The organism is Streptomyces sp. H27-H1 (assembly GCF_026627445.1).
Classification (GTDB): domain Bacteria; phylum Actinomycetota; class Actinomycetes; order Streptomycetales; family Streptomycetaceae; genus Streptomyces.
Genome location: NZ_JAPNLJ010000013.1, coordinates 146,921 through 172,364, shown reverse-complemented (window position 1 = coordinate 172,364; position 25,444 = coordinate 146,921). Strand labels below are relative to the sequence as shown.

Genomic DNA, 25,444 nt, shown 5'->3' with positions numbered 1-25,444 from the left:
TCATGCGCAGGTACGGCAAGAACACCGACGAGGACGACATCCGCCAGCGGCCCAACCCCAAGGGCAACCGGCCGCGTACGACCATCCGCCCCAAGCACGAGGACGCGGCCGAGGGCTTCGTCCTGACCGTGGACCGCGGCCGGCTCACCTGCCTGGTCGACAACCGGCCCGTGCACGCGATGAAGGCCCGCGAGCTGGGCCGCAAGGCGGCGGTGGTCGGGGACCGGGTCTGGATCGTCGGCGACCTGTCCGGCAAGAAGGACACCCTCGCCCGGATCGTGCGGATCGAGGCCCGCAAGTCGGTCCTGCGGCGCACGGCCGACGACGACGATCCGTACGAGCGCATCGTCGTCGCCAACGCCGACCAGCTCGCCATCGTGACGGCGCTGGCCGACCCGGAACCGCGCCCCCGGATGATCGACCGCTGTCTGGTGGCCGCGTACGACGCCGGGCTGGAACCGCTGCTGGTCCTCACCAAGTCCGATCTGACGTCCGCGGACAAGATCCTGGAGATCTACTCGACCTTCGGCCTGAACTACGTGGTCACCAACCGCGAGGAGCTGGCGACGGGCGACGCGGCCGAGCGGGTGCGCGAGCGCCTGAACGGCCGGATCACCGCGTTCGTCGGCCACTCGGGCGTCGGCAAGACCACGCTGGTGAACTCGCTGGTCGCCGAGGGCCGCCAGCGCGCGACCGGCGTGGTCAACGCGGTGACCGGCCGCGGCCGGCACACGACCACCTCGGCGCTCGCGCTGCCGCTGCCGGGCGGGGACGGCTGGGTCATCGACACCCCGGGCGTACGTTCCTTCGGCCTGCACCACGTGGACCCGTCCCGGGTCATCCTGGCCTTCCCGGAGCTGGTGCCGGGCACGGAGGGCTGCCCGCGCGCGTGCAGCCACGACGAGCAGGACTGCGCGCTCGACAAGTGGGTGGAGGACGGCCACGCGGATCCGGCGCGGCTGTACTCGCTGCGGCGGCTGCTGCAGACGCGGGAGCGCCGCGAGGGCGACTGACCGGGTGCGGGCGACCGGCCGGGCGAGGCCGACCGATCTTCGGCCGATCGCCCGGCGGGGTTTGCCGTACGCGATGTCTGGAAAATGCATAATCGCACCAAGTGACGCGAGGGCAGAGCCCGTGAGCGCGTCACATGACGCGGGGAGGCATACGCCATGGCGTGGCTGCTGGTCGTGGTTGCCGGGATCCTGGAAACGGGGTTCGCGGTCTGCCTCAAGCTGTCGCACGGCTTCACCCGGCTGTGGCCGACCATCGCCTTCGCGTGCTTCGCGCTCGGCAGCTTCGGTCTGCTGACGCTGGCCCTGAAGAAACTGGACGTGGGACCGGCCTACGCGGTGTGGACCGGCATCGGAGCGGCCGGTACCGCGATCTACGGGATGATCTTCCTCGGGGATCTGGTCTCCACCCTCAAACTCGTCTCGATCTCGCTGGTGATCCTCGGCGTCATCGGGCTCCAGCTCTCGGGCTCGTCACAGTGAGCACCCGCAGCAGCCCGGCGTGGCCCGGCCCCGACGGCTCGGCCGGGGCGATCAGGTAGGACAGCGCGAGCCGCACGGCCAGCTCGCACCGCTGCGCCCCCTCCTGCCCGCCGGTCGCGGCACCGAACGCGGCGTCGGCCCGCTCACGGACGCCCCGGATCAGCTCGGCGGGCCCCAGGGCGGGCAGTCCCGGCCGGAGCCCGCGGCCGGCCGGGACGGGTAGGTTCCCGTTCCAGCACCCCGTCAGCAGGGCCCTCGCGAGGGGGCGCTCCCGGCCCGCGCGCACGGTCCACTCCACGACCGCCGCCAGCCGTTCGGCCAGTGCGCCCGAGGAGGCCAGGGCCCGGTCCACCCCGTCCAGGTACCAGGCGGCGTCGCGCCGGACCAGGGCGTGGCCCAGGCCCGTCTTGCCCGCGAACTCGTTGTAGAGGGTCTGGCGCGAGACCCCGGCGGCGGCCGCCACCTCGATCATCCGCACGGCCGGCCACGGGCGCGCCGCGAGGGCGGCTCCCGCCGCTTCGAGCAAGGACTCCCGGGCCGTCGGCACCGTCGCCTCCCCTTCGACGCCTCCGGTCGACGTCTCCGTCAGAGTTGACGGACCGCCAGATCCTGTCAAGGGTGCGTGTGCCGGACCCTGGACACCTTTCGCGGCGTCCCGGCCGTCTCGGTACTGTTCTGACATGCCCGAGTATGACGATGACCTGCGCCTTGCCCTCGAACTCGCCGACGCGGCGGACGCCTCGACGATGGAGCGGTTCCGCGCCCTCGACCTGAAGGTCGAGACGAAGCCCGACATGACCCCGGTGAGCGAGGCCGACACCGCCACCGAGGAGCTCATCCGGGCCGGGATCTCCGCCGCGCGGCCCTCCGACGCGATCCTGGGCGAGGAGTACGGCCTCAAGGGCGACGGCCCGCGCCGCTGGGTCGTTGATCCGATCGACGGTACGAAGAACTACGTGCGCGGCGTTCCGGTGTGGGCGACGCTGATCTCCCTGATGGAAGAGGACGCCGACGGGGTCTTCCGCCCCGTCGTCGGCGTGGTGTCCGCGCCCGCGCTGGGCCGCCGCTGGTGGGCGGCGCGCGGCCGGGGCGCCTTCACGGGGGGCGCGCTCGGCGGGACCACGGCCCTCGGCGTCTCGAAGGTCGCCACCCTCGCCGACGCCTCCTTCGCCTACTCCTCGCTGAGCGGCTGGGAGGAGCAGGGGCGGCTGCCCGGCTTCCTGGACCTGACCCGTGCCTGCTGGCGCACGCGGGGCTACGGCGATTTCTGGCCGTACATGATGGTCGCCGAGGGCTCGATCGACCTGTGCGCCGAGCCGGAGCTGAGCCTGTGGGACATGGCGGCCCTGGCCGTCGTCGTGGAAGAGGCCGGCGGCCGCTTCACCGCCCTGGACGGGGTGGACGGCGTCCACGGCGGCAACGCGGCGGCCTCGAACGGGCTGCTGCACGCGGAGATGCTGGACCTGCTGCGCCCGCGCGGCTGACGCGTACGGGACGGGCGCGCGCCACCGTGACCGGACGGCCCGCGCCCGTACGTACGGAAAGCGCCCCGTACGCGCCTCCTTGCTGACACTCCGTATGCGTGGGAATCTGAGACTCCTCCGCTTGTGCGCTTGTGAAGGGCTTCTCTAAGTGCGGGCCTTCGTGCGCACCCCACCCAAGCGGAGGGACTCACTAGGAGGTGGCTCTCTTCATGCTCGTCCGCGACGCCATGAGCACCGTGATCCTCACCCTCGGCCCCACTCACACCCTGCGGCAGGCGGCCTGCCTGATGTCCGGCCGACGCGTCGGCGCCGCCGTCGTCCTCGATCCCGAATACAGCGGCATCGGCATCCTGACCGAGCGCGACATCCTCAACTCGATCGGCGCGGGCCACGATCCCGACCGGGAGTCCGTGGGCGCGCACACCACCAACAACGTGGTGTTCTGCACCCCGGACGCCACCGTGCAGGAAGCCGCCGAGGCGATGGCCCACGGCGGTTTCCGTCATCTGATCGTCCTGGAGCACGGCGGCCCGGTGGGCATCGTGTCCGTACGTGATGTCATCCGCTGCTGGGCCCCGGCGCGGCGCACCACCGTGCCCGCGTAGGAACGGCCGACGGGCCGGCGCTCCCTTTCGGGGGCGCCGGCCCGTCGGCCTGCTGCGGCAAGCGGTCGATCAGCCGCGAAGGGCCTGGACCGCGGTCTCCAGACGCTTGCCGAAGTCGCCGTCCGCCTGGCGGAAGTTGTTGATCGCGCGCTCGACGATGTCGTCACGGGAGACCTTGGCGATGAAGCCGGACAGGTTCTCGATCAGACGGGCCTTCTCGTCCTCCGAGTACAGGCGGTAGAGGTTGCCCGCCTGGACGAAGTCGGTGTCCTCGGAGTGCGAGGGCGCGGCGTGGTTGCCCGTACCGCCGGTGACCTCGGAGGAGACCCACAGCGGGCGGTCCGTCTGGTGCGGGCCGCCGAAGCTGTTCGGCTCGTAGTTCTTCGCACCCTTGTGGCGGCCGTCGTACAGGTGGCCGTCACGGGAGTTGGTGCGCGCCTCGGTGGCGTGCGGGCGGTTCACCGGCAGGTGGTCGGCGTTGATGCCGACGCGGTAGCGGTGTGCGTCGCCGTAGCCGAAGAGACGGCCCTGGAGCATCTTGTCCGGGGACGGACCGATGCCGGGGACGAAGTGCGCCGGGGAGAAGATCGACTGCTCGACCTCGGCGAAGACGTTCTCCGGGTTGCGGTTGAGCTCCAGCTTGCCGATCTCGATCAGCGGGTAGTCCGCGTGCGGCCACACCTTGGTGAGGTCGAACGGGTTGAAGCGGTAGTTCGCCGCCTCGGCCGCCGGCATGACCTGCACCTGAACGGTCCAGGACGGGAAATCGCCGCGCTCGATCGACTCGCGCAGGTCGCGCTGGTGCGAGTCGGGGTCCTCACCGGCGAGCTGGTTGGCCTCGGCCTGGGTGAGGTTCTTGATGCCCTGGTCGGTCTTGAAGTGGTACTTGACCCAGAAGACCTCGCCGGACTCGTTGTTCCACTGGAACGTGTGCGAGCCGAAGCCGTTCATGTGGCGGTAGGACGCCGGGATGCCGCGGTCACCGAACAGCCAGGTCACCTGGTGCGTGGACTCGGGCGACAGACCCCAGAAGTCCCAGACGTTGTCCGCCTCCTGCGAGCCCGTGTACGGGTCGCGCTTCTGGGTGTGGATGAAATCGGGGAACTTGATGGCGTCCTTGATGAAGAACACCGGGGTGTTGTTGCCGACGAGGTCGTAGTTGCCCTCTTCGGTGTAGAACTTCAGCGCCCAGCCGCGGGGGTCGCGCACCGCGTCCGCGCTGCCGAGGTTGCCCGCGACGGTGGAGAAGCGCAGGAAGGTCTCGGTCTCCTTGCCCACCTCGGACAGGAAGTTCGCACGGGTCCACTGCGAGACGTCACGGGTCAGCGTGAACGTGCCGTAGGCACCGGCGCCACGGGCGTGCACCACGCGCTCCGGGATGCGCTCGCGGTTGAAGTGCGCGAGCTTCTCCAGAAGCAGCTGGTCCTGGACCAGAACGGGTCCGCCGATGCCGGCGGTCTCGCTGTTCTGGTTGTCAGCGACCGGAGCTCCGGCCTCCGTGGTGAGCGGTCCCTGCGTCACGTATTGCCTCCTGCGTAAATTTGCTGCAAACCTGTCCCGCGCCCTAACGCTACCGATCCTACGATAGACTTTGTCTAAGTCAAGTAAGAATCCAAATCAACACGCGTTCGGGAGTTACACAGAATCCCCTCGCTGTTAGGCTGACGCACATGAGTGACCTGCTGGATCGACTTCGCGGACGCGGATGGCGCATGACCGCACAGCGGCGCGTCGTGGCCGAGGTGCTCGACGGTGACCACGTTCACCTGACGGCCGACGAGGTACACGCGCGCGCCGCGGTCAGGCTGCCCGAAATCTCCCGCGCGACCGTTTACAACACCCTGGGCGAGCTCGTCACCCTCGGTGAGGTCCTGGAGGTTTCCACGGACCGCCGCGCCAAGCGGTACGACCCGAACGCCCACCGCCCCCACCAGCACCTGGTGTGCGCGCAGTGCGGGGCGATCCGCGACGTCCACCCAGCGGGCAATCCGCTGGCCGACCTGCCGGACACGGAGCGGTTCGGCTTCGTGGTGTCGGCGGTCGAGGTGACGTACCGCGGGGTGTGCCCGTCCTGCGCCGGGGTGTGACGACGGAGACAAGAAGAAGGCCGGGGGCGCGATGAGCCCCCGGCCTTCTCCCTTGCCCCGGCATTCGCACGCCGTGACTTGGCATTCACAAACGACCGAATGCCCGGATCCAGAGGATCCGGGCCTTCGAGCCTTCAGTAGCGGGGACAGGATTTGAACCTGCGACCTCTGGGTTATGAGCCCAGCGAGCTACCGAGCTGCTCCACCCCGCGTCGGTAAACCTGACTGTACGCGAGCCCGGCGAGCAGATGCAAATCGGTTAACGGCTGCTCCAGCCCGCCCGGCATTCGAGGATCGGGAGCCCGGGTGCGTGACCCCCGGGCAGCGACCCCGCACCCTCAAGCCGACAGCTCCTCGGCCAGGGCGTCGCGCAGCCGGGCCGCCCGCTCGGAGACCTCCGCCGGGCCGAGCTCCATCGCGCGGACGCACCACTTCTGGCCCTCCGTCAGGTCTCCCTGCCGGGCCGCGAGCAGCCCCAGCCGAAGCGCCGCCCGCCCGTGCCCGGCCACCGCCGCCCGGGTCCACCACAGCGCCGCCTCGGGCTCGTTGCCCTCGCGGGCCAGCAGCAGCCCCAGGTTGAAGGCGCCGTTGCGGGAGCCGGCCTCCGCCGCCTCGCGGTACCACCGCGCCGCGGCCCCCAGCTCGCCCCGCGCGGCGGCGAGCATGCCGACCCGCACCTGCGCCCGCCGGTGCCCCAGCTCCGCGGCCCGCTCGTACCACTCCTCGCTCTCGGTGCGCGCGGCTCCGCCGACGGGCTCGCCCAGCGCCACCGGCTCCGGCGGCGGGGCCAGCGACTCCAGCAGCGAGGCCAGCCGGAAGGCGGCCTCCGCACTGCCGCCGCCGGCCGCGCACCGCAGGTGGCGTTCCGCCGCGCGCTCCTCGCCGTCGCGGACCAGCGCGATGCCGACCTGCAGCGCCGCGTCGGTGTGTCCCGCCGACGCCGCGCGCTCGTACCACTTCAGGGCCGTCCGGTCCTCGTCCCGGCTGGCGAAGAGGATCCCGAGGTTGAAGGCGGCGTCCACGCTCCCCGCCTCCGCGGCCTTCGAGAACCACGGTTCCGCGCCCTCCGCGTCGCCGCCCTGCAGCAGCAGGATGGCCAGCGCGTTGGCCGCCTCGCGGTGTCCCGCGTACGCGGCGCGCCGGTACCACTGCTCGGCCGGGCCGGTCCGCTCCTGCGCGGCGCAGAGCAGCGCGAGGTTGTAGGCCCCGTTCTGGTCGCCCGCGTCCATCGCGGCCCGGTACCACTTCTCGGCCGTCTGGGTCTCGCCGCGCGCGGCGTGCAGTGCGCCCAGCGCGTTCGCCGCGTTGCCGTCGCCGTCCTGCGCGGCCCGAAGCCACCAGGTGGCCGCGTTTTCCTCGTCGCCGGCGTCGCGCAGCAGGAAGCCGAGCGCGCACGCCGCCCGCGGTTCGCCCTGCTTGGCGGAGGTCAGGTACCAGCGGCCGGCCTCCTTCAGCTCCCCGCGCGCCTCCAGCAGCGCGCCCAGGTGCAGCCCGGCGCGCCGGTGGCCGCGCGCGGCGGCCTGCCGGTACCACTGCTCGGCCTCGGCCGGGTCGCCCTTCCTCAGGTGCCGGGCCAGTCGGTACGCGGCCTCGCGGTGCCCCTGTTCCGCGGCGGCCCGGAACCACCGCTCGACGCCCTTGTCCCCGCGGTGCTCCAGCAGGTCCGCGAGCCCGTAGGCCCCCAGGGCGTGGCCGGATTCCGCCGCCTGGCGCATCCAGTACTCGGCGGCGGGCTCGTCGCCCCGCTCGCGGTAGTGGCGGCCCAGGGCGTGCGCGGCGGGGGCCGATCCGGCCACGGCCGCCACGCGCCACCAGTCGGCGGCCTCTTCGGGGTAGCCGCGCTGGTGCAGCAGTACGCCCAGGTTGTTGGCGGCCGCGCGGTCGCCCTCACCGGTCGCCCCGCGCAGGTACGGCTCGGCTCCCGCGAGGTCGCCGCGGCGCAGCAGAAGTGCCCCGAGTACGCTCATCGCGCCCGGGTCCCCCTTGTCGGCGGCGACCCGGTGCCGGGCCTCCAGCTCGGCGTCGCTGGCCGCGTCGGTCAGCGCGAAGACCGCGTCGTCGAACATCGCGTCGACCGACACGTCCGGCGTGGTCGGCGCCAGTGCCGTGGTCCGTACCGGCCGCGTGGTCATCGCGGTCCGCACGTCATAGGCCTGAGCCGCCCCATCGGCCTCCGCATCCGATTCGGACTCCGCCCTCACAAACCGCCCTGTCTCCAGCAGAGTTGACCTGTCCCCCATAAATCCCATCGTCGCATCACCTGCTACCCGCGTACACCTGGTATGTCGCAGCCCGTGAGGTCACTAGAGCGTTTTGTCGACATGCCCACAGAGAGACAAGTCAAACACGCTGCTACCCCAACTCACCCGTATCAGCGACCCCGCGTCGGCGGAAAACTCAGTTGGACATGACGAAGGCCCGGATCCATCGGATCCGGGCCTTCGTCTTCAGTAGCGGGGACAGGATTTGAACCTGCGACCTCTGGGTTATGAGCCCAGCGAGCTACCGAGCTGCTCCACCCCGCGTCGGTAAAACCACAGTAGCACGACACGGGGTGGAGCCATTACCGCTATCCGGTCGGCGCGGGCGCAGCCACCTTGGCCTCGGCTTCGATGGCCCGCTTCAGAGCCGCCTGCAGGGCGTCCTGGGCCTTTCCGTAGGCCGCCCAGTCGCCGGCCTTGAGCGCCTGGTCGGCCTCGTCGACCGCCTTCTGCGCATCGGCGAGCGCCGCCTTGACCGTCGGGTCCTGGCTGGCCGGCGGCGGGGTGGTGGTCCCGTCGCCCGGCGGGGTCGGCGGGGTGGTGGTCGCGGCCTCGGCCCCGAACACCACGTTCAGCGCCTTCTCCAGCGTGTCCTCGAAGGCCGTCTGGTCCCCGTAGGTCACCAGGACCTTCTTCAGCAGCGGGTACTTGAGGCCGCCACCGCGCACGTACACGGGCTCGACGTAGAGCATTCCCTTGTCGAGAGGGACCGTGAGCAGGTTGCCGTACTCCACCTGGGAGTCGCCCCGGCTCAGGATGTTGATCTCCTGGGCGATCTCCGGCTTGGAGTTGAATCTCGCCTGCACGAGCTTCGGCCCGTCCACCGGGTTCTGGGTGGGCAGCTTCAGCAGCTGGATCTTGCCGTAATCCGCGGTGGTGGGATCGGCGTTGACCGCCATGAAGGCGCTCAGGTTGTCCCTGCCGTTCGGCGTGAGCGTCGTGGTGAGCGAGAAGGCCTGGTTGGGATCCTTCTGGCCCGGCATCTTCATGGAGAGGTAGTACGGCGGAACCGCCGTCCCCTCCTTGGTGGTCGGGTCGTCCGGCACCTCCCAGACCTCGCTGCCGCTGAGGAAGGTCTGCGGGTCGGTGACGTGGTAGCGCGTCAGCAGCTCACGCTGGACCTTGAAGAGGTCCTGCGGGTAGCGCAGGTGCTCCATCAGGGCCGGCGAGATCTCCTTCTTCTCCTTCACCGTCCCTGGGAAGGCCTTCATCCACGTCTTGAGGACCGGGTCCTTGGCGTCCCACTGGTACAGCTTCACCGTGCCGTCGTAGGCGTCGACGGTGGCCTTCACCGAGTTGCGGATGTAGTTGACCTGGTTCTCCTGCGCGACCACGGCGCGCTGGGAGTTGGTCAGCGAGTCCGCCGTGCTGTCACCGAGCTGGGTGCGGGACGCGTACGGGTAGCCGTTGGTCGTGGTGTAGGCGTCCACGATCCACTGGACCCGGCCATCGATCACCGCCGGGTAGACGGCTCCGTCGATGGTCAGCCACGGGGCGACCGCCTCGACCCGCTCCTTGGGCGTGCGGTTGTAGAGGATCTTCGAACCGTCGCCGATGGCGCCGGAGTAGAGGATCTGCGGCTCGCTGAAGGCCAGGGCGTACGCGGCCCGGTTGATCGAGTTTCCGAGGCTCACCCCGCTGTCGCCCTGGTAGGTGGTCTCCTTCTCGCCCGAGTCGTTGGCGTAGTCGAGTTCCTTCTGCGGTCCGCCGACGATCGAGTACTGCTTCGTCTGCTCGCCGTAGTAGATCCGCTGCTCGTACGTCCCGAGGTCGCCCTGCGCCGGCAGGCCCGACTCGGTGAACAGGGGCTGCCCGCCCGGGGCCACTTCGGTGCCCTTGGCGGCGACCACACCGTATCCGTGGGTGTAACGGAAGTGGTCGTTGATCCAGTTGTTCTTCGGGATGCCCGCGAGGTTGATCTCACGGAGCCCGATGACCGTGTCCTGGCCCTTGTACCGGTCGACCGCCAGCGTGGCCGGGAACCCGTAGTAGCCCTTGTTCTGCTGGAGCTGCTGGAAGGCGGGGGACACGATGTTGGGGTCGAGCAGACGGATGCTCGCCGTGGTGTTGGCGTCCTGGCGGAGCACCTTCTTGTCCGCCTTGGGATCCGGCAGGCCCGGGTAGTCCGTGACGGAGGCGTCGGCTACCCCGTAGGCGTCGCGCGTCGCCTTGATGTTCTTCTGGACGTACGGGGATTCCTTGGCCTGCTCGTTCGGCTGGACCTGGAACTTCTGCACGATCGCCGGGTACAGGCCGCCGATCAGGATCGCCGAGAGCACCATCAGGCCGAAGCCGATGACGGGCAGCTGCCAGGTGCGGCGCCACAGTGTCGCGAAGAACAGCAGCGCGCAGATCGCGGCGATGGCGACGAGGATCGTCTTGGCCGGCAGGTAGGCGTTGGCATCGACGTAGCGCAGGCCGGTCCAGTTGTCCGCGGCCTTGAAGTCGCTGGACTTCACGGCGAGGCCGTACCGGTCGAGCCAGTAGGCGACCGCCTTGAGCGTGACGAAGAGGCCGAGCAGCACCGACAGGTGACCGGTCGCCGCGGCGGTGGCCCGCGCACCGGGGCTGGTGACGCGCAGACCCCCGTAGAGGTAGTGCACGACGGCCGCGGCGATCACCGAGAGCACGACGGCGGCGAAGCCGAAGCCGAGCAGGAAGCGGTACCAGGGCAGGTCGAAGGTGTAGAACGACACGTCCCGGTTGAACTGGGGGTCCTTCTGACCGAAGGGCACCCCGTTCACATACATCAGCCAGGTCTTCCACTGGCCCGCCGCCGAGGCGCCCGCGATCAGGCCGACCAGCGCGGAGATGCCGAGCAGCAGCCACTTGCGGTACGGCGCGACGGTCATCCGGTAGCGGTCGAGGCTCTGCTGCTCCATCGACATCGCGCTGAGCGGCGGCCGCAGCCGGTGGGCCAGCCAGATGTTCAGCCCGACGGCACCGGCCATCAGCAGGCCGAAGACGGCGAAGAGGCCGACCTTGGTCCACAGGGTGGTGGTGAAGACGGTGGAGTAGTTGACGGAGCGGTACCAGAGCCAGTCCGTCCAGAAGCCGGCGAACATGATGAACGCCATGGCCAGGACGGCCAGCACGCCCAAGGTCATCAGAAGAGTCCGGGCGCGCCGGGACGGGCGGCCGACTCTCATCCGTGGCCCGGAGGGGCCTCCGCCGCGGTCCGGCATCTGGAAAGCCAAGGTGCGCCCCTCGAAAGTCGCTGTGTGTAAGTGATGCTGAGATTTTTCAAAGCATGGGCCCCCGATCGTAGAGCCCACTCATGCAACTTACTGAGGCTTTAGTCAGTTCCCGGTATCCGGTGGAAAGGAGGCAGGATGTTGTCCATGTCCAACCTTTCGCCGTCCCCCGGCACCCCTATGGCGGCAAGCCCGCTGACCCGAGCCGTCCTCGAAATCGACGAGTACGCCTCCACCCTCGGCTGGGACAAGCCCGCCCGGCTCTTCGCCCTGGTCGACACGGCCAGGCTGCGCAAGGAGGCGCCGGGCGTCGCCCGCCAGCTCGGCCTCGACCAGGACGACGCGGGCAAGAACCAGCTCACCCCGATCGAGCAGGAAGAGGTGCCAGCCGGGACCCCCCTGGACAAGTTCCTGGGAACCATCGCCTGGCCCCCGTCGATCCTCGGCTGCGCGCTGACGGTGGAGCGGCTGATGCTGCCGCCGTCCGCGGAGTCGGCCGTACCGGAGGGGCTCGGCGACAAGCAGCTGGCCCAGTGGGTCGCCGCCCACCCGGACCGCCAGGAGGTACGGCTGACCGTGGGCGTCCTGCGCAACGGATCGCGGGAATCGGCCGTACGCCTGCGGGACAAGGACTCGGCGAACGAGGTGCTGACCGGCGCGACCCTGGTGCCGGGGCTCGCCGAGGCGCTGGCCGCGACCTTCCTCGACTAGCGGGCGGGGGACGGGGACGCGGTCAGGGCTTGGCGCACTGCGTCAGCCCGGCCGTGTCCCCCTTGCCGATCTTCTCCAGTGCCTTCACGGCGTCGTCGATGGTGGAGACCTTCACCAGCGTCAGCCCGTCGGGCACGTCGTTCGCGGCGGAGGCGCAGTTCTCGGCGGGCGTCAGGAAGTACTGGGCGCCGGCCTGGCGGGCTCCGATGGTCTTCATCTGGATGCCGCCGATCGGGCCGACCTTGCCCGCGTCGTCGATGGTGCCGGTGCCGGCGATGAACTTCCCGCCGGTCAGGTTCTCCGGGGTGAGCCTGTCGACGATGCCGAGTGCGAACATCAGGCCGGCACTGGGGCCGCCGACGTCGGCGAGCTTGATGTCGATGGTGAACGGGAAGGTGTGGTCGGTGCCGGCCCGGATGCCGACGACCGCGTGACCGTCGCCCTCCGCCTTGCCCGCGATGATCGAGACCTTCGTCGTGCCGGTGGGCTCGCGCTGCGCCTTCTCGGCCTCGGCCGCCTCGGCGGCGGGCACGATGGTGAACTCGACCGGCTCACCGGGCTTGTGCTTGGTGACGAGCTTGGCCACGTCCTCGGGAGCGTTGACGGGGGTCCCGTCCACGGCCTTGATGACGTCTCCGGCGTGCAGCTTGCCCTCGGAGGGGCTGCCCTTGACCACGGAGGCGACGATCACGCGGGCGGCGACCGGGATGCCGATCTGCTTGAGGGCGGCCACCTTGGCGCTCTCCTGCGACTGGCTGAACTCCTCGGCGTTCTCCTGCGTGGACTCCTGCTCCGTCTTGCCGTCCGGGTACAGGTTCTCGTGCGGCACGACGATGTTGTCGCCGGCGGCCCAGCCGTACACCGCTTCCAGCAGGTTCATGTCGTAGTCCGCGCCGGTGACGCGGACCGTCGTCATGTTCAGGTGCCCCGTCGTCGGGTACGTCTTGTGCCCCGAGATGTTCAGGACGGGCTCGCCGTGCGAGTCCCCGAGCGTGTTCACGGTCGGGCCCGGGCTCATCTCGGAGTACGGGGCCTTCATGAACACTCCCACGCAGAGCAGCGCGAAGAGCATGAGGGTGGAGGCGAGCATCGTCGCAGTGCGGCGTGGCATGGATCGACAGTACGTGACGGCCCTGGCGAGCGGCCCCCGGGGCCGGTCCGTAAGGGGCCCGGCCGCCGCGTCAGGCGGAGTCGACCGTGTCCTTCTTCCGGTCCGCGTCCGCGTCCGCCTTCGCCCGGCCCGGTTCGCCCTGGCCCATGGCCTCGCGGAACCTCGCGTAGCCCGCGAGCTCGGATATGTCGCCTGATGTACGGTCGCGCGCCGCCCAGCTGCCCCATATTGCCGCTCCGATCGCGGCGAACAGCGGAATCAGCAACCACGCCAAAGACGCCATGGGCGTGTCTCCCTGACCCGAAGTACGTGTTGTTGGTGCCTTCAACGCTGGTGCCCGGGAGGGGGTTACGCAAATCGAGGGCGTGTTGCGCGGCCGAACGGGGCAATCAGCAGGCCCCGACCCATTCCTCGGTGCCGTCCGCGAAGGTCTGGTGCTTCCAGATCGGGACCTCGTGCTTGAGGTCGTCGATCAGCATCCGGCAGGCCTCGAAGGCCTCGCCGCGGTGCGGGCAGGACACGGCGACGACGACCGCGAGGTCGCCGACGGCCAGGTCGCCGATGCGGTGGACGGCGGCGAGGGCGCGGACCGGGTACTTCTCCACGACGCGCTCCGCGACGCGGCGCATCTCCGCCTCCGCCGAGGGGTGGCAGGAGTAGCCGAGCTGGTCGACGTCCGCCCCGCTGTCGTGGTTGCGCACCGTGCCGACGAAGAGCGTCGTACCGCCCGTCGCGTCGTCGCCGACGGCCTGGAAGACCTCGTCGATCGAGAGCGGGGTCTCACGGATCGCGAGCAGCCGGATCGGGTCCGGAGCGGCGTTCTCGCCGGGGTGGTCGAAGTGCGGTGCCATATGTCCATCGTGCCCTAGCCGCTGACCGGGCGGAATAGCCGTTTCACCAGGGTCGGGCCGGCGCCCTTGGGAGCCTCCTACAGAAAACCGCGGCCGGACCGGCCCGCTGTCGGGGCGCGGGGCCGGGGCGCGGGCCCGCGAGCCCGGGCCCGGCGCGGGGCCGCTCGCGCGGCGGCGCCCCGGCCGCCGGCGGAGCGGACCCCTCAGATTCCCCGGCGCCGACGGGCCGCGCGGATCGCGGCGGCGGCGCCCAGCAGCGCCACCGTCGCCCCCGCGGCGCCGGCGGCCGTCGCGTCCTTGCGGCCCAGCCGGCGTCCCGCGACGGTGTGCCGCCCGGCGACCTCCTGGAGCAGCTCGGCGAGCACCTCCTCGTTGGTCCAGCGCGGCCGCCAGCCCGCCGCGTGCAGCCCGCTGACGCTGACCACCCACGGGTGCATGGTGTAGGCGAGGTCCCCGGCCGGGGACGGGGTGAGGCCGATCCGGTGCAGGCGGGCCGCGGCGCCCAGAGCCACGGCGGAGGGGAGCTCCATGCGGCGGATGCCGCTCAGCTCCTCGACCTCCTCCTGCTCGAGCCAGCCCTCGCAGCCGACGGCCAGTTCGCCCTCGACCTTCTCCAGGGCCGCGTACTCCAGCGCACTGACCAGGTCCTCGACGTGGCAGAACTGCCAGGTCGGCCTGGATCCGGCCACCACCAGCAGCCTCGGCGACTCGAAGTACCGGGTCAGCGCCGTGTCCGTGCCGCCGACCAGTACCGCCGGGCGGACCACGGTGACGTTCAGGCCGGGGTGCGCGCGCGGCGCCCGGCGGCCGAGCCGCTCGATCTCCAGCAGGTCGCCGACGCCGGTCGCCTCGGCGGTGGCGCGCAGCTCCGCGTCCTCGGAGAGCGGGATGTCGTTGTCCGGCAGGGCCCCGTAGACCATGGCCGAGGTGCAGAGCACGACCCGGTGCACTCCCGCCGCCGCGGCGGCGGTGAGCACGGTCTGGGTCCCGCGCACGTTGTACGCCGTACGGGCCGCCGGGTCCGTCTCCAGGTCGAGGTCGAGGGCGAGGTGCACCACGACGTCCGCGCCGCGCAGTTTCTCCGCGATCGCGGGGTCCCGTACGTCCAGGAGGTGCCACTGCGCGTCCGTGCAGTCACCGCGCCGCTCGTCGATCGCGACGACCTGCTTGACCTCCTCGGACGCGGCCAGCCTGGTCACCAGGGCCGCCCCGACACCCGAGGCGGCGCCGGTCACGGCGATCACCGGGCCCCGGCGTGCGGGACCGCCCGGGTTTCGCGTCCGGCGAACGTCCGGGGAGCCGTCGGCCTGCTCGGCGCCGCGGTCAGCGCTGTGGCCAGCACTGTTCTCGCCGTCGTGCGGCTCGCGGTCGTGCTCGTCCGGGCCCTGCTCGGCCAAAGCGTGCGGATCTGGGGAACTCACCAGGCGTCTCCAGCGGTTGTCTTCAGTAGGGACGCACCGTGACGCGCACCCACCAGTCGATGTCCATCCTGCCGCAGCCCAGGAGTCAGCGGAGCACCGAGCCCGGAAGCGGGGTCTGGTGTCTACGCTGGGTGGTGTTGCCGAACCATTGCCCGCCGGCTCCTGCCGGCGGCCCTACGAGCCGAGGAAACCCGTGAGCGACATCCCATTCGGATTCGGCCTTCCGCCGGAGGAGCCTGAGAACGGCGACGAGGGCAAGAAGAAGGGCAACGAGGGCGGCCAGGGCGGCCCCAATCCGTTCGGATTCGGCACGGGCCTGCCCGGCGGCTCCGGCGGCCAGGGCGACGCCGACAATCCCTTCGCCGCGATGTTCGGCGCCATGAACCCGAACGACCTCGGCGCCGCCTTCCAGCAGCTCGGCCAGATGCTGAGCTACGAGGGCGGTCCGGTCAACTGGGACATGGCCAAGGACATCGCCCGCCAGACCGTGGCCCAGGGCACCTCTGACGGGGTCAAGGACGCCAGCGTGGGCGTCGCGGAGAAGTCCGCGGTCGAGGAGGCCGTGCGCCTTGCCGACCACTGGCTCGACGACGTCACCTCGCTGCCGTCGGGCGCCTCCACGGCCGTGGCGTGGAGCCGCGCCGAATGGATCGAGGCGACCCTGCCGGTGTGGAAGGAGCTCGTGGACCCGGTCGCCGAGCGCGTCGGCGCGGCCATGGGCGGCGTACTGCCCGAGGAGATGCAGGCCATGGCGGGCCCGCTGCTCGGCATGATGCGGTCCATGGGAGGGGCCATGTTCGGCCAGCAGATCGGCCAGGCCGTGGGCACCCTCGCGGGCGAGGTCGTCGGCTCCACGGACATCGGGCTCCCGCTGGGCCCGGCCGGCAAGGCCGCGCTGCTGCCGCTGAACATCGAGAGCTTCGGCAAGGACCTGGGCGTCTCCTCGGACGAGGTACGGCTGTACCTGGCGCTGCGCGAGGCCGCCCACGCGCGGCTCTTCGCGCACGTGCCGTGGCTGCGCTCGCACCTCTTCGGCGCGGTCGAGGGGTACGCGCGGGGCATCAAGGTCGACACCTCGAAGCTGGAGGACGTGGTCGGCCAGCTCGACCCGTCGAACCCGGAGCAGCTGCAGGAAGCCCTCCAGGGCGGCATGTTCCAGCCGCAGGACACCCCCGAGCAGAAGGCGGCGCTGGCCCGCCTGGAGACGGCGCTCGCGCTGGTCGAGGGCTGGGTGGACGCGGTCGTGCACGAGGCCGCCAAGCCCCGTCTGACCTCGGCCGACGCCATGCGCGAGACCATGCGCCGACGGCGCGCCTCGGGCGGCCCGGCGGAGCAGACCTTCGCCACGCTGATCGGGCTGGAGCTGCGGCCGCGCCGGCTGCGCGACGCCTCGCGGCTGTGGGCCTCGCTCACCGACGCGCGCGGTGTGGACGGGCGTGACGGGCTGTGGGAGCACCCGGACATGCTGCCGACCGCTTCCGACCTGGACGACCCGGACGGGTTCGTGCACCGCGAGCAGCTGGACTTCTCCGAGATCGACAAGATGCTCGGCGAGGCCGCCGAGAAGCGTGAACAGGACGGCCGCGAGCAGGACGGCGACGACAAGAAGTGAATCTGTACGAAGACACGGTGCTGGTCCTGAAGGCGTACGAGGACCAGCCCGAGCTGCGCGACCTGTACCTGGAGCACCTGGCCGCCCACCCGGACGGGATCTACAAGCCCTGCCGGGCCGGGCACATCACGGGCAGCGCCCTGGTGATCGACCCGGCGCGGGGCCGCGTGCTGCTGACCCTGCACAAGAAGCTCGGCATGTGGCTCCAGATGGGCGGGCACTGCGAGCCCGGTGACACGACCATCGCCGGGGCCGCGCTGCGCGAGGCCGTGGAGGAGTCGGGCATCACCGAGGGGCTGACGCTGCTGCCCGGCGGGCCGGTGCGGCTCGACCGGCATCCGATCCCGGCGCCCTGCAACTGGCACCTGGACGTGCAGTACGCGGCGCTGGCGCCCGCCGGGGCGCTCGAAGAGATCAGCGACGAGTCGCTGGACCTGCGCTGGTTCCCGTACGAGGAGGTGGCGGCGGTGGCCGACACCTCGGTGGTGCGGCTGGTGGAGGCGACCCGGGCGAGGCTCTGACCCTGCGCGGGACACGGAGAAGGGGCGGCCCCGCCGATGCGGGTCCGCCCCTTCTCGTCGGTCCGTGCCCGGGTCAGTTCCAGGCGTTGTTCTGGTTCTGGGCGTGGGAGCCGTGCTGGCCCATGCCCAGCTGCGCGGCCGCGCCCTGCCCGATCTGCGCGTTCTGCGGCGGGAGCACCTCGCTGGGCTGGACCAGTGCGAAGCCGCTGCCGAGGAAGCTCAGCTCCCAGCCCTCGCCGGTGTTGCCGCGCCGCCGCCAGACGCCGGTGGAGTGCGTCTGGGCCTGCATCTGCACGCGCAGCGAGGTGGACCAGGCGACGATGGCGTCCGCGTCGGCGTTGACGTACTTGTCGGGCGTGACCTGCATCATCAGCGGCTGCCCTGAGGTCATCAGGGCGACCTTGCCGCGGCCGGTGATGTTGAGCTGGTACTTGCCCGATCCGGAGATCCCGTACTGGCTGTCCACCGCGATGGCCTCGGTGTGCAGCGTGGAGTCCAGGGCCAGCACGTAGCTGCTGTCGACGGTGAGGCCTTCCTGGTCAACGTCCAGGACGTGGACGTACTGCGCCAGGTTGGCGAGGTAGACGGTGCCTTGCCCGGAGCAGCGCATCAGGTCGAGGCCCTCGCCGGTGCGGGCGCGGGCATTGCGCTGGGTGGTGCTCTGGTACTCGCCGTCGAAGTCGATGATCCCCTGGTAGGCGACCATCGCGCCCTTGCGGGCGAGCACGTCGTCGGAACCGCTCAGCGAGACCCGCAGCAGCTGCGGGTTCTGGACGGCGTACCGCTCCTGGGACTGCGCCTCGGCATGGGCGAAAAGTGAGCTCTGCATGATGTGTCTTCTCCCCCTCAGCCCCGGGCTCGGAGCCGGTCGGTGCTGTCCTCGCTGGGCTGTACGACGACGATGCCCTGGCCGGAGAATGCCATCTGGTAGGCCTCCCCGCTGCCCCGGCCGATCATCGACGAGGCCTTGAAGCTGCGCTTGCCCTTGACCTTGAGGTTCGGGGACCAGGCGACGAGCGCGTCGGGGTCGACGTACGTCTCGTCCTCGCCGCGGCCGCAGTCGACCACGATCGGCGTGCCGCGCGAGGTGATCGCGACCCAGCCGGTGCCGGCGACCGACACGTTGAACAGGCCCTGGCCGGCGAACTTGGCCATGCCCTTGACCCGCTCGACGCCCCACTGGAGGTGGGCGTCGAAGGCCAGCAGGTTGGTGCCGTTGACCGAGAGCGAGTCGTTGTTGAGGTTGATGACGACGACGTCCGCGCCGTAGTCGGCGAGGTACAGCAGGCCGTCGCCGGTGCACTTCATCAGCGGGGCACCTTCGCCGGTGAGCCACTGCGAGGCCATCTGGCGGACGGCCGGCGGGTTGGGCTCGTACTGCACGAAGCCCTCGTAGGCGACCATCGATCCGGTGCGCGCGAAGAGGTCCTGGCCGGTCTGCATGGCGACCTTGAGCATCGCGCGGCCGTGGTTCTCCATGCGGGCCGTGACGGGGGTCGGGGCGTAGCCCGCGAGCTGCTGGTTCATAGCGTTCATGGCATTCATGTGGGGCTCCCTCAGACCTCGTACGGCTGGACGACGATGAAGTTGCCGGGAGCGGCGCGGAACTGGAGGTTCACGGTCTCCCCGCTGTGGCCGGGGTAGGCGTTGCGGCGCAGCCGGACCTGGCTGGAAATGATCACCTGAGCGGCGGCGGACCACGCGACGATGGCGTTGCTGTCCGCGAAGGTGGTCGGGGTGACGGGCAGGACCACGGGCACGCCGTGCGTCTTGGCGATCACCGTGCCGGTGCCCTGGAACTGCATGGTGAACAGCGCGCCGCCCGGGATGCCGTGGCCCTCGATGCGGCGGACCTCGTGCTGGAGCGACTCGTCGAAGGCGAGGACGCTCTCGGCGGAGACACAGATGCCGTCGCCCTGGAGCTCGATGGCGTGCAGGTGGGCGCCGTCCTCGGCGAGGAAGACCTGGCCGCGGCCGGTGCAGCGCATCAGCTGCATCTCCTGGCCGGTGGCGTTGCCGACGACGCGGCCGGCGAAGCCCGCGCCCTTGTAGCTGAAGTCGACCTTGCCCTGGTAGAGGACCATGCTGCCCTGGCGGGCGAGGACGGCCTGGCCGCCCATCGACAGGTCGACCCGCATGAGCTGCTGGTTCTGCGGGGTCCAGCGGGCACCCGTGGGGGCTTCCTTGTACGGCTGGAGGGCGGCGGCGAGTCCGGCGCCGACGGCCGGGGCCGCCTGCGCGGGCTGGCCGTAGCCCTGGGGCTGCTGGCCGTAGCCGGGCTGCTGGCCGTACGGGGGCTGCTGCTGGCCCGGGACCTGGCCGTACGCGGGCTGCGGCTGCTGCCCGTACGGCGCGGGGGCCGGGGCGGGCGGCGGAACCTGCCCGTAGGGCGCGGGGGCGGGCGGGGCCAGCGGGGCGCCCATCGGCGCGGCCATGGTGGGGGCCGCGTGGACGGGCTGCTGGTACGGCGCCGGGGCCGGTACGTGTGACGGGGCGGGGGCCTGGGGCGGCGCGCCGAACGAGGGCGCCGGGGCCGGGGGCTGCGCCTGGGCGGGAGCACCGAAGGAAGGCGCCGGGGCGACTGCCTGCGGGGGCGGGGCGAAGCCGGGCGAGGCGGCCGGGGCCTTTGCAAGCGCTGCGGGCTGCTCCTCCTCGGCGACCTCGCCGCCGAAGTTCTGGAGCAGCGCGGCGAGCCCGCCGTCGAAGCCCTGGCCGACGGCGGCGAAGCGCCATACGTCCTTGAGGTAGAAGTCGCCGATCATCAGCGCGCGCTCGGTGCTGAACTCCGCGCCCGAGAAGGAGTACCGGACGACCTCCTCGCCACCCGCCACGATGCGGATGTAGCCGGGGCCGATCTGCGACATCTGCCCGGCGCCGTCGATCGAGGCGGCGAAGGAGAGCTTGTGGATGTTGGCCGGAACGCGGTCCAGGGTCACCCGGAAGGATTCCGTGTCACCGGACTGCGTGCCCAGCTGCTGGATGGACTCTTCCGGCGACTTCGGCTGGTTGAAGAAGACGAAGTAGCGGTCGTCCGAGAGCTGCTCGTTCGCGTCGAGGCCGAAACAGCTGATGTCGATGGCAAGTCCGGGCCCGGCGATCTGGACGCCCACATAGAGGTCCGTGCCCGCCGTCAGATCACTGATTTTGGCCTTGTGACCGCGTTGGAATTCCCTGGCCATACGTAAGACCGTCCCCCATCCCGACTGTGAATACGTGGCGCTCAGGCTAACGGCAACCTGGGACATCCGGCCAAGTCGGTACCGACCCGGTACATATCACGAGGTGGGGCATACCGGGCGCATAGCGGATAGATCCGGATCATTCCTCGATGGCGGCCGGGACATTCGGCAGGCGGTCGGCGGCGACGATTCCCTCGAGGTATCCGCGCGCCCGCTCGGTGCGCGGATAGGCCTCCAGCAGCTCCCAGAAAGCGGGGCCGTGGCCGGGCACGAGGAGGTGCGCCAGCTCGTGCAGCAGCACGTAGTCGACGACGTACTCCGGCATCGGCTGGATGCGGTGCGAAAGCCGGATGCTGCCTTCGGCCGGGGTGCAGGAGCCCCAGCGGGTGTTCTGGTTGGTGACCCAGCGGACCGACTTGGGGCGGGCGCGGCCGCTGAAGTACTGCTCGGACAGCCGCTCGGCCCGTTCGGCGAGCTCCGCGTCCCCGACGGGGCGTTTGCTCTCCTGCGCCGCCAGCTTGTCGAGCATGACGCCCACCCAGCGCTGCTCCTCCGCCGCGGACATCCGGGCAGGGATGAGGACGACCGTACGGTCACCCTCGCGGTAGGCGGATACGGTCCTTCGGCGGCGTGCGCTCCGGCGGACTTCGACGGCGCACTGCGGTGGATCGGCGGACACGCCATGACGGTACCCGCTCGCCATGACGGAAGTCCCGCCCCTCCGGGGTTCGAACACGACCGATGTGCACTCCGTACGCCGGAGAGCCGAGGCGGACTGCAAAGAACCTCAATCATTCAGTTCATATACCTAATACCCCTCGCCTGTGGACAAACTCCTGCATCCCTTTCGACGGCCGGGCAATCTTGCGGAAAGCGACGTACGGGAATGCGGCACGTGAATCGGGCCGCGAATCGGGGGAGGACCGCGATGTATCCGAAGGTGAAGCCGGCGCTGGCACGGGCCTGGCGGGATCTGCAGACGGTGCAGTTCGGGGTGACGCCCGCCCACGCGGTGGTGCTCGGCCCGGTGGACACGGCGACGGGCGCTCTCCTCGACCTGATCGACGGGACGCGGAGCATGGAGCTGCTGCGGTCGGAGGGCAAGGGGATGGGACTGCCGGACGGCCGGGCCGACGAGGTGGTGCGGAGGCTGGCGGCGGCCGGGCTGCTCGACGATGCCACGGCGGGCGGGGCCCGCGCCCAAGCCGTGCGGGACCGGCCGCAGACCCTGGAGCGGCTCGGCCCGGATCTGGGGTCGCTGTCACTGGTCCGCCCCCGGCCGGGCGGGGACTTACAGGCAGTCGCAGCTCGCCGGGTGATACGGGTTCAGGTGCGCGGGAGCGGCCGGGTGGGCGCGGTGATCGCCTCGGTCCTGGCGGGAGCGGGCATCGGCCGTGTCGAAGTGCTCGACGGGGGACGCGCGCAGCCGGCGGACGTGGCTCCGGGCGGGCTGGGTCCCGGCAGCGTGGGGCGGCTGCGCGCCGAGGCCGCGCGGTCCGCGGTCCGCGACGCGGCCCCGGGACGCGGGCCGCGGACCGGGGAAGGCGGGGGCCCGGAGCCGGGGCTGGCCCTGGTGGTAGTCGCGCCCCGGGACGGGCTGCAGTCCTGGGCCCCCGATCCGCAGACGGCGGCCGACTGGGTCGCCACCGGCACCCCTCATCTGTACGCGGGGGTGCTGGAGGGCACCGGGCTGGTGGGGCCGCTGGTCCTCCCCGGAGCCACGGCGTGCGCGGGCTGCATGGAGCGCGACCGGGTCGAGCGGGACCCGGCCTGGCCGCGCATGCTGGTCCAGTGGCGCTCGGCCCACCGCCGCCGAACGGCCGCCGCCTGTGACCTCGGACTCTCCACAGCCGTGGCCGGCCTGGCCGCCGCCCACGCCCTGTCCTTCCTCGACGGCGAGCTCCCCGCCTCCACCGCCACCCGCTGGGAAGCCTCCCTCCCGGCCCTCCACTGGCACCCGACCCCGGTCCACCCGCACCCCGACTGCCCGTGCGCGGCGGCCAGGGTTCCGGCGGGGCAGGAGGCCGGGACGTGAGGGGGCCAGCCGGGAGGCACTGGCGCGAGCCTTGCCTCAAGGGGCTGGCAGAACCCCGCCATCCGGGGCTCGGCCGAGAGGAGCAGGCGGACGAGGCTGCGGAGGGAGGTGATCAGTTCGCGCAGCCGCAGAGTGGACGGGTCGGCGTGACGGACATGACGACAGCTGTCTCGAAGGTCCCCCGCCCTGCCATTCCTCAGGCCTTTCGCGACCGGCGCCCGGCCCGCTCTGTAGCGCCATGCTGTCTCATGGGGGCGGGCACCGTCCGCCGACCGGTGGCTCCCTCCCGGGTTCCGGGCAGGAGACTCGGACGGGGTGGGCGCGGAGGGTCATGGCAGGATGCTTTTGGCCGGGAAGGCCTTCGGGGGACTCCCCCGGACCGCCGCTTGCGGCTCAGCTGTCTGGGAATTGGAGGGGCGCATGTCTGATCTTCCCCGGAAGGCGGTCACCCGTACCGTCAAGCTGGCCGCGCTGCCGCTCGGCATAGCGGGCCGGGCCACCTGGGGTCTCGGGAAGCGGATCGGCGGCAAGTCTGCGGAGATAGTGACGCGCGAGCTCCAGCAGCGCACCGCGGAACAGCTGTTCCGTGTGCTGGGCGAGCTGAAAGGGGGCGCCATGAAGTTCGGCCAGGCGCTCTCGGTCTTCGAGTCCGCCCTGCCCGAGGAGGTGGCCGGGCCCTACCGGGCCGCGCTGACGAAGCTTCAGGAAGCGGCCCCGCCGCTGCCCGTGGCGACCGTGCACCAGGTACTGGCGGAGCGGCTCGGCGCGGACTGGCGGGAGTTGTTCGAGGAGTTCGAGGACAAGCCGGCCGCGGCGGCCTCGATCGGGCAGGTGCACCGGGCGGTGTGGCACGACGGCCGGCAGGTGGCGGTCAAGGTCCAGTACCCGGGGGCCGGCGAGGCCCTGCTGTCGGACCTGAAGCAGCTGAGCCGGTTCGCGGGGCTGCTGGGGCCGCTGATCCCCGGCATGGACATCAAGCCCTTGATCAAGGAGCTGCGCAACCGGGTCGCGGAGGAGCTCGACTACGAGCTGGAGGCCGAGGCCCAGCGGACGCACGCGGACGCCTTCGACGGCGACGAGGACGTGGTCGTGCCGGACGTGGTGCACCAGGGCGACCAGGTACTGGTGACCGAATGGATCGAGGGGACCCCGCTGTCGGAGGTGATAGCCGACGGCACCCCGCAGGAGCGCGACCGCGCCGGACAGCTCCTGGCCCGCTTCCTCTTCTCCGGCCCCGCGCGCACCGGGCTGCTGCACGCCGATCCGCATCCGGGCAACTTCCGGCTGATCGCGGGGGCGGACGGCCGGATGCGGCTGGGCGTACTGGACTTCGGGACCGTCGACCGGCTGCCGGGCGGCTGGCCGCGGCCCATCGGCCGGTCACTGCGGATGGCGCTGGACGGTGACGCCGAGGGGGTCTACGGGCACTTGCGCGCGGAGGGGTTCGTCCGCGAGTCCATCGAGCTGGAAGCCGAAGCCGTGCTCGACTATCTGAAGCCGATGCTCGAACCGGCCGAGGCCGAGGAGTTCACGTTCACCCGGACGTGGCTGCGCGGCCAGGCCGCGCGGATCGCCGACCCCCGCTCCCCCGCGCACCAGTTGGGCCGTCAGATCAATCTGCCGCCCTCGTACCTGCTGATCCACCGGGTGACGCTGAGCACCATCGGGGTGCTGTGCCAGCTCGGCGCCACGGTCAGGCTCCGCGAGGAACTGGACTCCTGGCTCCCGGGGTTCCTGCCCGACGAGGGCTGAGCAGGACGGGCGCTCACCACCAGGCGGAGTCGAGGCGGCCTTCGATGGCGCGGAGGTTCGCACGCGCGCAGTCGACGCAGAAGTACTGTCTGGTCCCGTTCTCCACGGAGCAGGTCCAGGTGGGCGGGGCGCCGGCCGGGGACTGGGCGCCGCAGCGCGCGCAGACGACGGGCGGGGCCTCGGTTCCCGGCGCTGCCGGGCGGGGATTCGGCTGGTCCACCTCAAGACGATATCCCCGGGGGGCCGGCGGGCGGTCCGCAACGCACCGGGGGAACCGGCCCTTGCGGACCGGTCCCCCCGGGTGGTTCTTCCGAGCCGTTTCAAGCTCTCTCAGTGCATGACGGCCATGGCCAGCGCGCGCCGGGCGCGCAGCGAGACGCGCTCGGCTCGACGCTGCATGCGCCGCGCGGCGACCACGCGCAGGGCGCGACGCTCGGCGTCGACCTCACGCATACGGTCGTCCATATGGGCACGAGCCATGGCTTCTGGGATGAGTTGCATTTCGCGGGTCCTGTTCTGACGCGAGGTGATCGCGCCGGCGGTGATGAAGTCTGCGGTGGCGGAGCCGTGCGGCTGCTCGCTCGTGGTGGCGTAGGGGGACATGAGGGCCTGCTTCAGGGGGTCGCGCGTGACGGGGCGGTCGATGGTTCCGTTGGCGGTCATGCCGCAACAACCGGGTTCTTGCGCGGACGGCCACGGGGACGCTTCCGGGCGACGACGACACCCTGGACGAAGAGCTCGCCTCCCCAGACACCCCAGGGCTCGCGGCGCTCGAGCGCACCGGCGAGGCAGGCCTCGACCAGCGGGCAGGTGCCGCAGAGGGACTTCGCGTACTCGACGTCCGCCGGGGACTCGGCGAAGAAGACCTCGGGGTCGTAGGTGCGACAGGCGACGGGGACGCCGAGGTTCTCGATGGCGTCGTCGAGCGCGGTCAGCGCGGTGAGGGGAGTCAAGGTGGTGGAGCCTTCCGGGACTGCGGGCGGGGAGAGGGTCTGGGTCTTCGGTACGGACGGGGCGTGCGCTTCGAGTTGCACGGTGGTTTTTTCCTCGTCTTGTTCGGCTAGTCGTTCCGGCCGGTCGGCCGGGGCGGCTGGGGTACCTCGCCCCTTCGGTCCGTCGTCCCCTGT

General features: G+C 71.2%; 25 protein-coding genes and 2 tRNA genes. 10 read left to right on the top strand and 17 right to left on the bottom strand.

Annotation, left to right across the window (positions count from 1 at the left end; genetic code table 11):
• Positions 1 to 2: 2 nt before the first annotated feature.
• Together rsgA and OTB20_RS16900 are read left to right on the top strand one after the other, a co-directional pair.
• The gene (gene rsgA, locus OTB20_RS16905; RefSeq protein ID WP_267818354.1) at positions 3 to 1,013 is read left to right on the top strand and encodes a ribosome small subunit-dependent GTPase A; all 1,011 of its coding nucleotides are present in this window, start codon (positions 3 to 5) and stop codon (positions 1,011 to 1,013) included.
• 156 nt (positions 1,014 to 1,169) lie between these two features.
• Complete coding sequence (locus OTB20_RS16900) at positions 1,170 to 1,493, top strand: DMT family transporter (RefSeq protein WP_267818352.1); 324 nt, start codon at positions 1,170 to 1,172, stop codon at positions 1,491 to 1,493.
• Here the strand turns inward: OTB20_RS16900 and OTB20_RS16895 are convergent.
• Entirely contained in the window at positions 1,459 to 2,040 is a 582-nt protein-coding gene (locus OTB20_RS16895) for a TetR/AcrR family transcriptional regulator (protein WP_267818350.1), read from the bottom strand. The genes OTB20_RS16900 and OTB20_RS16895 overlap by 35 nt on opposite strands.
• Positions 2,041 to 2,173: 133 nt before the next feature.
• On the opposite strand from OTB20_RS16895, the gene hisN reads away from it, so the two are divergent.
• Together hisN and OTB20_RS16885 are read left to right on the top strand one after the other, a co-directional pair.
• Entirely contained in the window at positions 2,174 to 2,977 is an 804-nt protein-coding gene (hisN, locus tag OTB20_RS16890) for a histidinol-phosphatase (RefSeq protein WP_267818349.1), read from the top strand.
• Positions 2,978 to 3,186: 209 nt separating this feature from the next.
• Positions 3,187 to 3,582, top strand: a complete 396-nt coding sequence (locus OTB20_RS16885) for a cyclic nucleotide-binding/CBS domain-containing protein (protein ID WP_267818413.1) — start codon at positions 3,187 to 3,189, stop codon at positions 3,580 to 3,582.
• Between the two features lie 69 nt (positions 3,583 to 3,651).
• Here the strand turns inward: OTB20_RS16885 and OTB20_RS16880 are convergent, their stop codons facing one another.
• On the bottom strand, positions 3,652 to 5,103 hold the full coding sequence (locus OTB20_RS16880) for a catalase (RefSeq protein ID WP_267818348.1): 1,452 nt from the start codon (positions 5,101 to 5,103) through the stop codon (positions 3,652 to 3,654).
• A gap of 149 nt (positions 5,104 to 5,252) precedes the next feature.
• Between OTB20_RS16880 and OTB20_RS16875 the strand changes: the two genes are divergently transcribed.
• Positions 5,253 to 5,669: a Fur family transcriptional regulator gene (locus OTB20_RS16875; protein WP_267818347.1), complete on the top strand. Its 417-nt coding sequence runs from the start codon at positions 5,253 to 5,255 to the stop codon at positions 5,667 to 5,669.
• Between the two features lie 138 nt (positions 5,670 to 5,807).
• Here the strand turns inward: OTB20_RS16875 and OTB20_RS16870 are convergent.
• From OTB20_RS16870 to OTB20_RS16855, 4 genes are all read right to left on the bottom strand, one after another.
• Positions 5,808 to 5,881 (bottom strand) — tRNA-Met (locus tag OTB20_RS16870).
• 126 nt (positions 5,882 to 6,007) lie between these two features.
• On the bottom strand, positions 6,008 to 7,909 hold the full coding sequence (locus OTB20_RS16865; protein WP_420716418.1) for a tetratricopeptide repeat protein: 1,902 nt from the start codon (positions 7,907 to 7,909) through the stop codon (positions 6,008 to 6,010).
• Positions 7,910 to 8,120: 211 nt separating this feature from the next.
• Positions 8,121 to 8,194 (bottom strand) — tRNA-Met (locus OTB20_RS16860).
• A 44-nt stretch (positions 8,195 to 8,238) separates the two neighbouring features.
• A complete protein-coding gene (locus tag OTB20_RS16855) occupies positions 8,239 to 11,115 on the bottom strand; it encodes a UPF0182 family protein (protein ID WP_267818411.1) in 2,877 nt (958 codons plus the stop codon).
• A 147-nt stretch (positions 11,116 to 11,262) separates the two neighbouring features.
• Between OTB20_RS16855 and OTB20_RS16850 the strand changes: the two genes are divergently transcribed.
• The gene (locus tag OTB20_RS16850) at positions 11,263 to 11,835 is read left to right on the top strand and encodes a PPA1309 family protein (protein WP_267818345.1); all 573 of its coding nucleotides are present in this window, start codon (positions 11,263 to 11,265) and stop codon (positions 11,833 to 11,835) included.
• Between the two features lie 22 nt (positions 11,836 to 11,857).
• On the opposite strand, the gene OTB20_RS16845 is transcribed toward OTB20_RS16850, so the two are convergent.
• The 4 genes from OTB20_RS16845 to OTB20_RS16830 form a co-directional block, all read right to left on the bottom strand.
• Positions 11,858 to 12,946, bottom strand: a complete 1,089-nt coding sequence (locus OTB20_RS16845) for a PDZ domain-containing protein (protein ID WP_267818344.1) — start codon at positions 12,944 to 12,946, stop codon at positions 11,858 to 11,860.
• Between the two features lie 70 nt (positions 12,947 to 13,016).
• The gene (locus tag OTB20_RS16840; protein WP_267818342.1) at positions 13,017 to 13,229 is read right to left on the bottom strand and encodes a hypothetical protein; all 213 of its coding nucleotides are present in this window, start codon (positions 13,227 to 13,229) and stop codon (positions 13,017 to 13,019) included.
• Positions 13,230 to 13,335: 106 nt separating this feature from the next.
• Positions 13,336 to 13,797, bottom strand: a complete 462-nt coding sequence (locus OTB20_RS16835) for a molybdenum cofactor biosynthesis protein MoaE (protein ID WP_267755758.1) — start codon at positions 13,795 to 13,797, stop codon at positions 13,336 to 13,338.
• A gap of 203 nt (positions 13,798 to 14,000) precedes the next feature.
• Entirely contained in the window at positions 14,001 to 15,218 is a 1,218-nt protein-coding gene (locus OTB20_RS16830; protein WP_267818340.1) for an SDR family oxidoreductase, read from the bottom strand.
• Positions 15,219 to 15,411: 193 nt separating this feature from the next.
• Between OTB20_RS16830 and OTB20_RS16825 the strand changes: the two genes are divergently transcribed.
• Together OTB20_RS16825 and OTB20_RS16820 are read left to right on the top strand one after the other, a co-directional pair.
• On the top strand, positions 15,412 to 16,830 hold the full coding sequence (locus OTB20_RS16825) for a zinc-dependent metalloprotease (protein ID WP_267818338.1): 1,419 nt from the start codon (positions 15,412 to 15,414) through the stop codon (positions 16,828 to 16,830).
• Positions 16,827 to 17,351 carry an NUDIX hydrolase gene (locus tag OTB20_RS16820; protein ID WP_267818337.1) on the top strand — a complete coding sequence of 175 codons (525 nt, stop codon included), beginning with the start codon at positions 16,827 to 16,829 and terminating at the stop codon, positions 17,349 to 17,351. Before OTB20_RS16825 ends, OTB20_RS16820 begins: the two co-directional genes overlap by 4 nt.
• Before the next feature lie 73 nt (positions 17,352 to 17,424).
• Here OTB20_RS16820 and OTB20_RS16815 read toward each other — a convergent pair whose 3' ends face one another.
• From OTB20_RS16815 to OTB20_RS16800, 4 genes are all read right to left on the bottom strand, one after another.
• Positions 17,425 to 18,180 (bottom strand): AIM24 family protein, encoded by a 756-nt coding sequence (locus tag OTB20_RS16815; protein ID WP_267755751.1) that lies wholly within the window; start codon positions 18,178 to 18,180, stop codon positions 17,425 to 17,427.
• Between the two features lie 17 nt (positions 18,181 to 18,197).
• Positions 18,198 to 18,878 carry an AIM24 family protein gene (locus OTB20_RS16810; RefSeq protein WP_267818410.1) on the bottom strand — a complete coding sequence of 227 codons (681 nt, stop codon included), beginning with the start codon at positions 18,876 to 18,878 and terminating at the stop codon, positions 18,198 to 18,200.
• A gap of 29 nt (positions 18,879 to 18,907) precedes the next feature.
• On the bottom strand, positions 18,908 to 20,530 hold the full coding sequence (locus OTB20_RS16805) for a TerD family protein (protein WP_267818335.1): 1,623 nt from the start codon (positions 20,528 to 20,530) through the stop codon (positions 18,908 to 18,910).
• A gap of 139 nt (positions 20,531 to 20,669) precedes the next feature.
• Complete coding sequence (locus OTB20_RS16800; protein WP_420716417.1) at positions 20,670 to 21,233, bottom strand: M48 family metallopeptidase; 564 nt, start codon at positions 21,231 to 21,233, stop codon at positions 20,670 to 20,672.
• Positions 21,234 to 21,458: 225 nt separating this feature from the next.
• Between OTB20_RS16800 and OTB20_RS16795 the strand changes: the two genes are divergently transcribed.
• On the top strand, positions 21,459 to 22,565 hold the full coding sequence (locus tag OTB20_RS16795) for a ThiF family adenylyltransferase (RefSeq protein WP_267818331.1): 1,107 nt from the start codon (positions 21,459 to 21,461) through the stop codon (positions 22,563 to 22,565).
• A 420-nt stretch (positions 22,566 to 22,985) separates the two neighbouring features.
• Positions 22,986 to 24,317, top strand: coding sequence for an ABC1 kinase family protein (locus OTB20_RS16790; RefSeq protein WP_267818329.1), 1,332 nt, complete (start codon positions 22,986 to 22,988; stop codon positions 24,315 to 24,317).
• Positions 24,318 to 24,330: 13 nt separating this feature from the next.
• On the opposite strand, the gene OTB20_RS16785 is transcribed toward OTB20_RS16790, so the two are convergent.
• The 3 genes from OTB20_RS16785 to OTB20_RS16775 form a co-directional block, all read right to left on the bottom strand.
• Complete coding sequence (locus OTB20_RS16785) at positions 24,331 to 24,537, bottom strand: hypothetical protein (protein WP_267755740.1); 207 nt, start codon at positions 24,535 to 24,537, stop codon at positions 24,331 to 24,333.
• Between the two features lie 110 nt (positions 24,538 to 24,647).
• Positions 24,648 to 24,980 (bottom strand): hypothetical protein, encoded by a 333-nt coding sequence (locus OTB20_RS16780; protein WP_267755737.1) that lies wholly within the window; start codon positions 24,978 to 24,980, stop codon positions 24,648 to 24,650.
• The gene (locus tag OTB20_RS16775; RefSeq protein WP_267755735.1) at positions 24,977 to 25,351 is read right to left on the bottom strand and encodes a WhiB family transcriptional regulator; all 375 of its coding nucleotides are present in this window, start codon (positions 25,349 to 25,351) and stop codon (positions 24,977 to 24,979) included. The genes OTB20_RS16780 and OTB20_RS16775 overlap by 4 nt, the downstream gene beginning before the upstream one ends.
• Positions 25,352 to 25,444 lie beyond the last annotated feature (93 nt).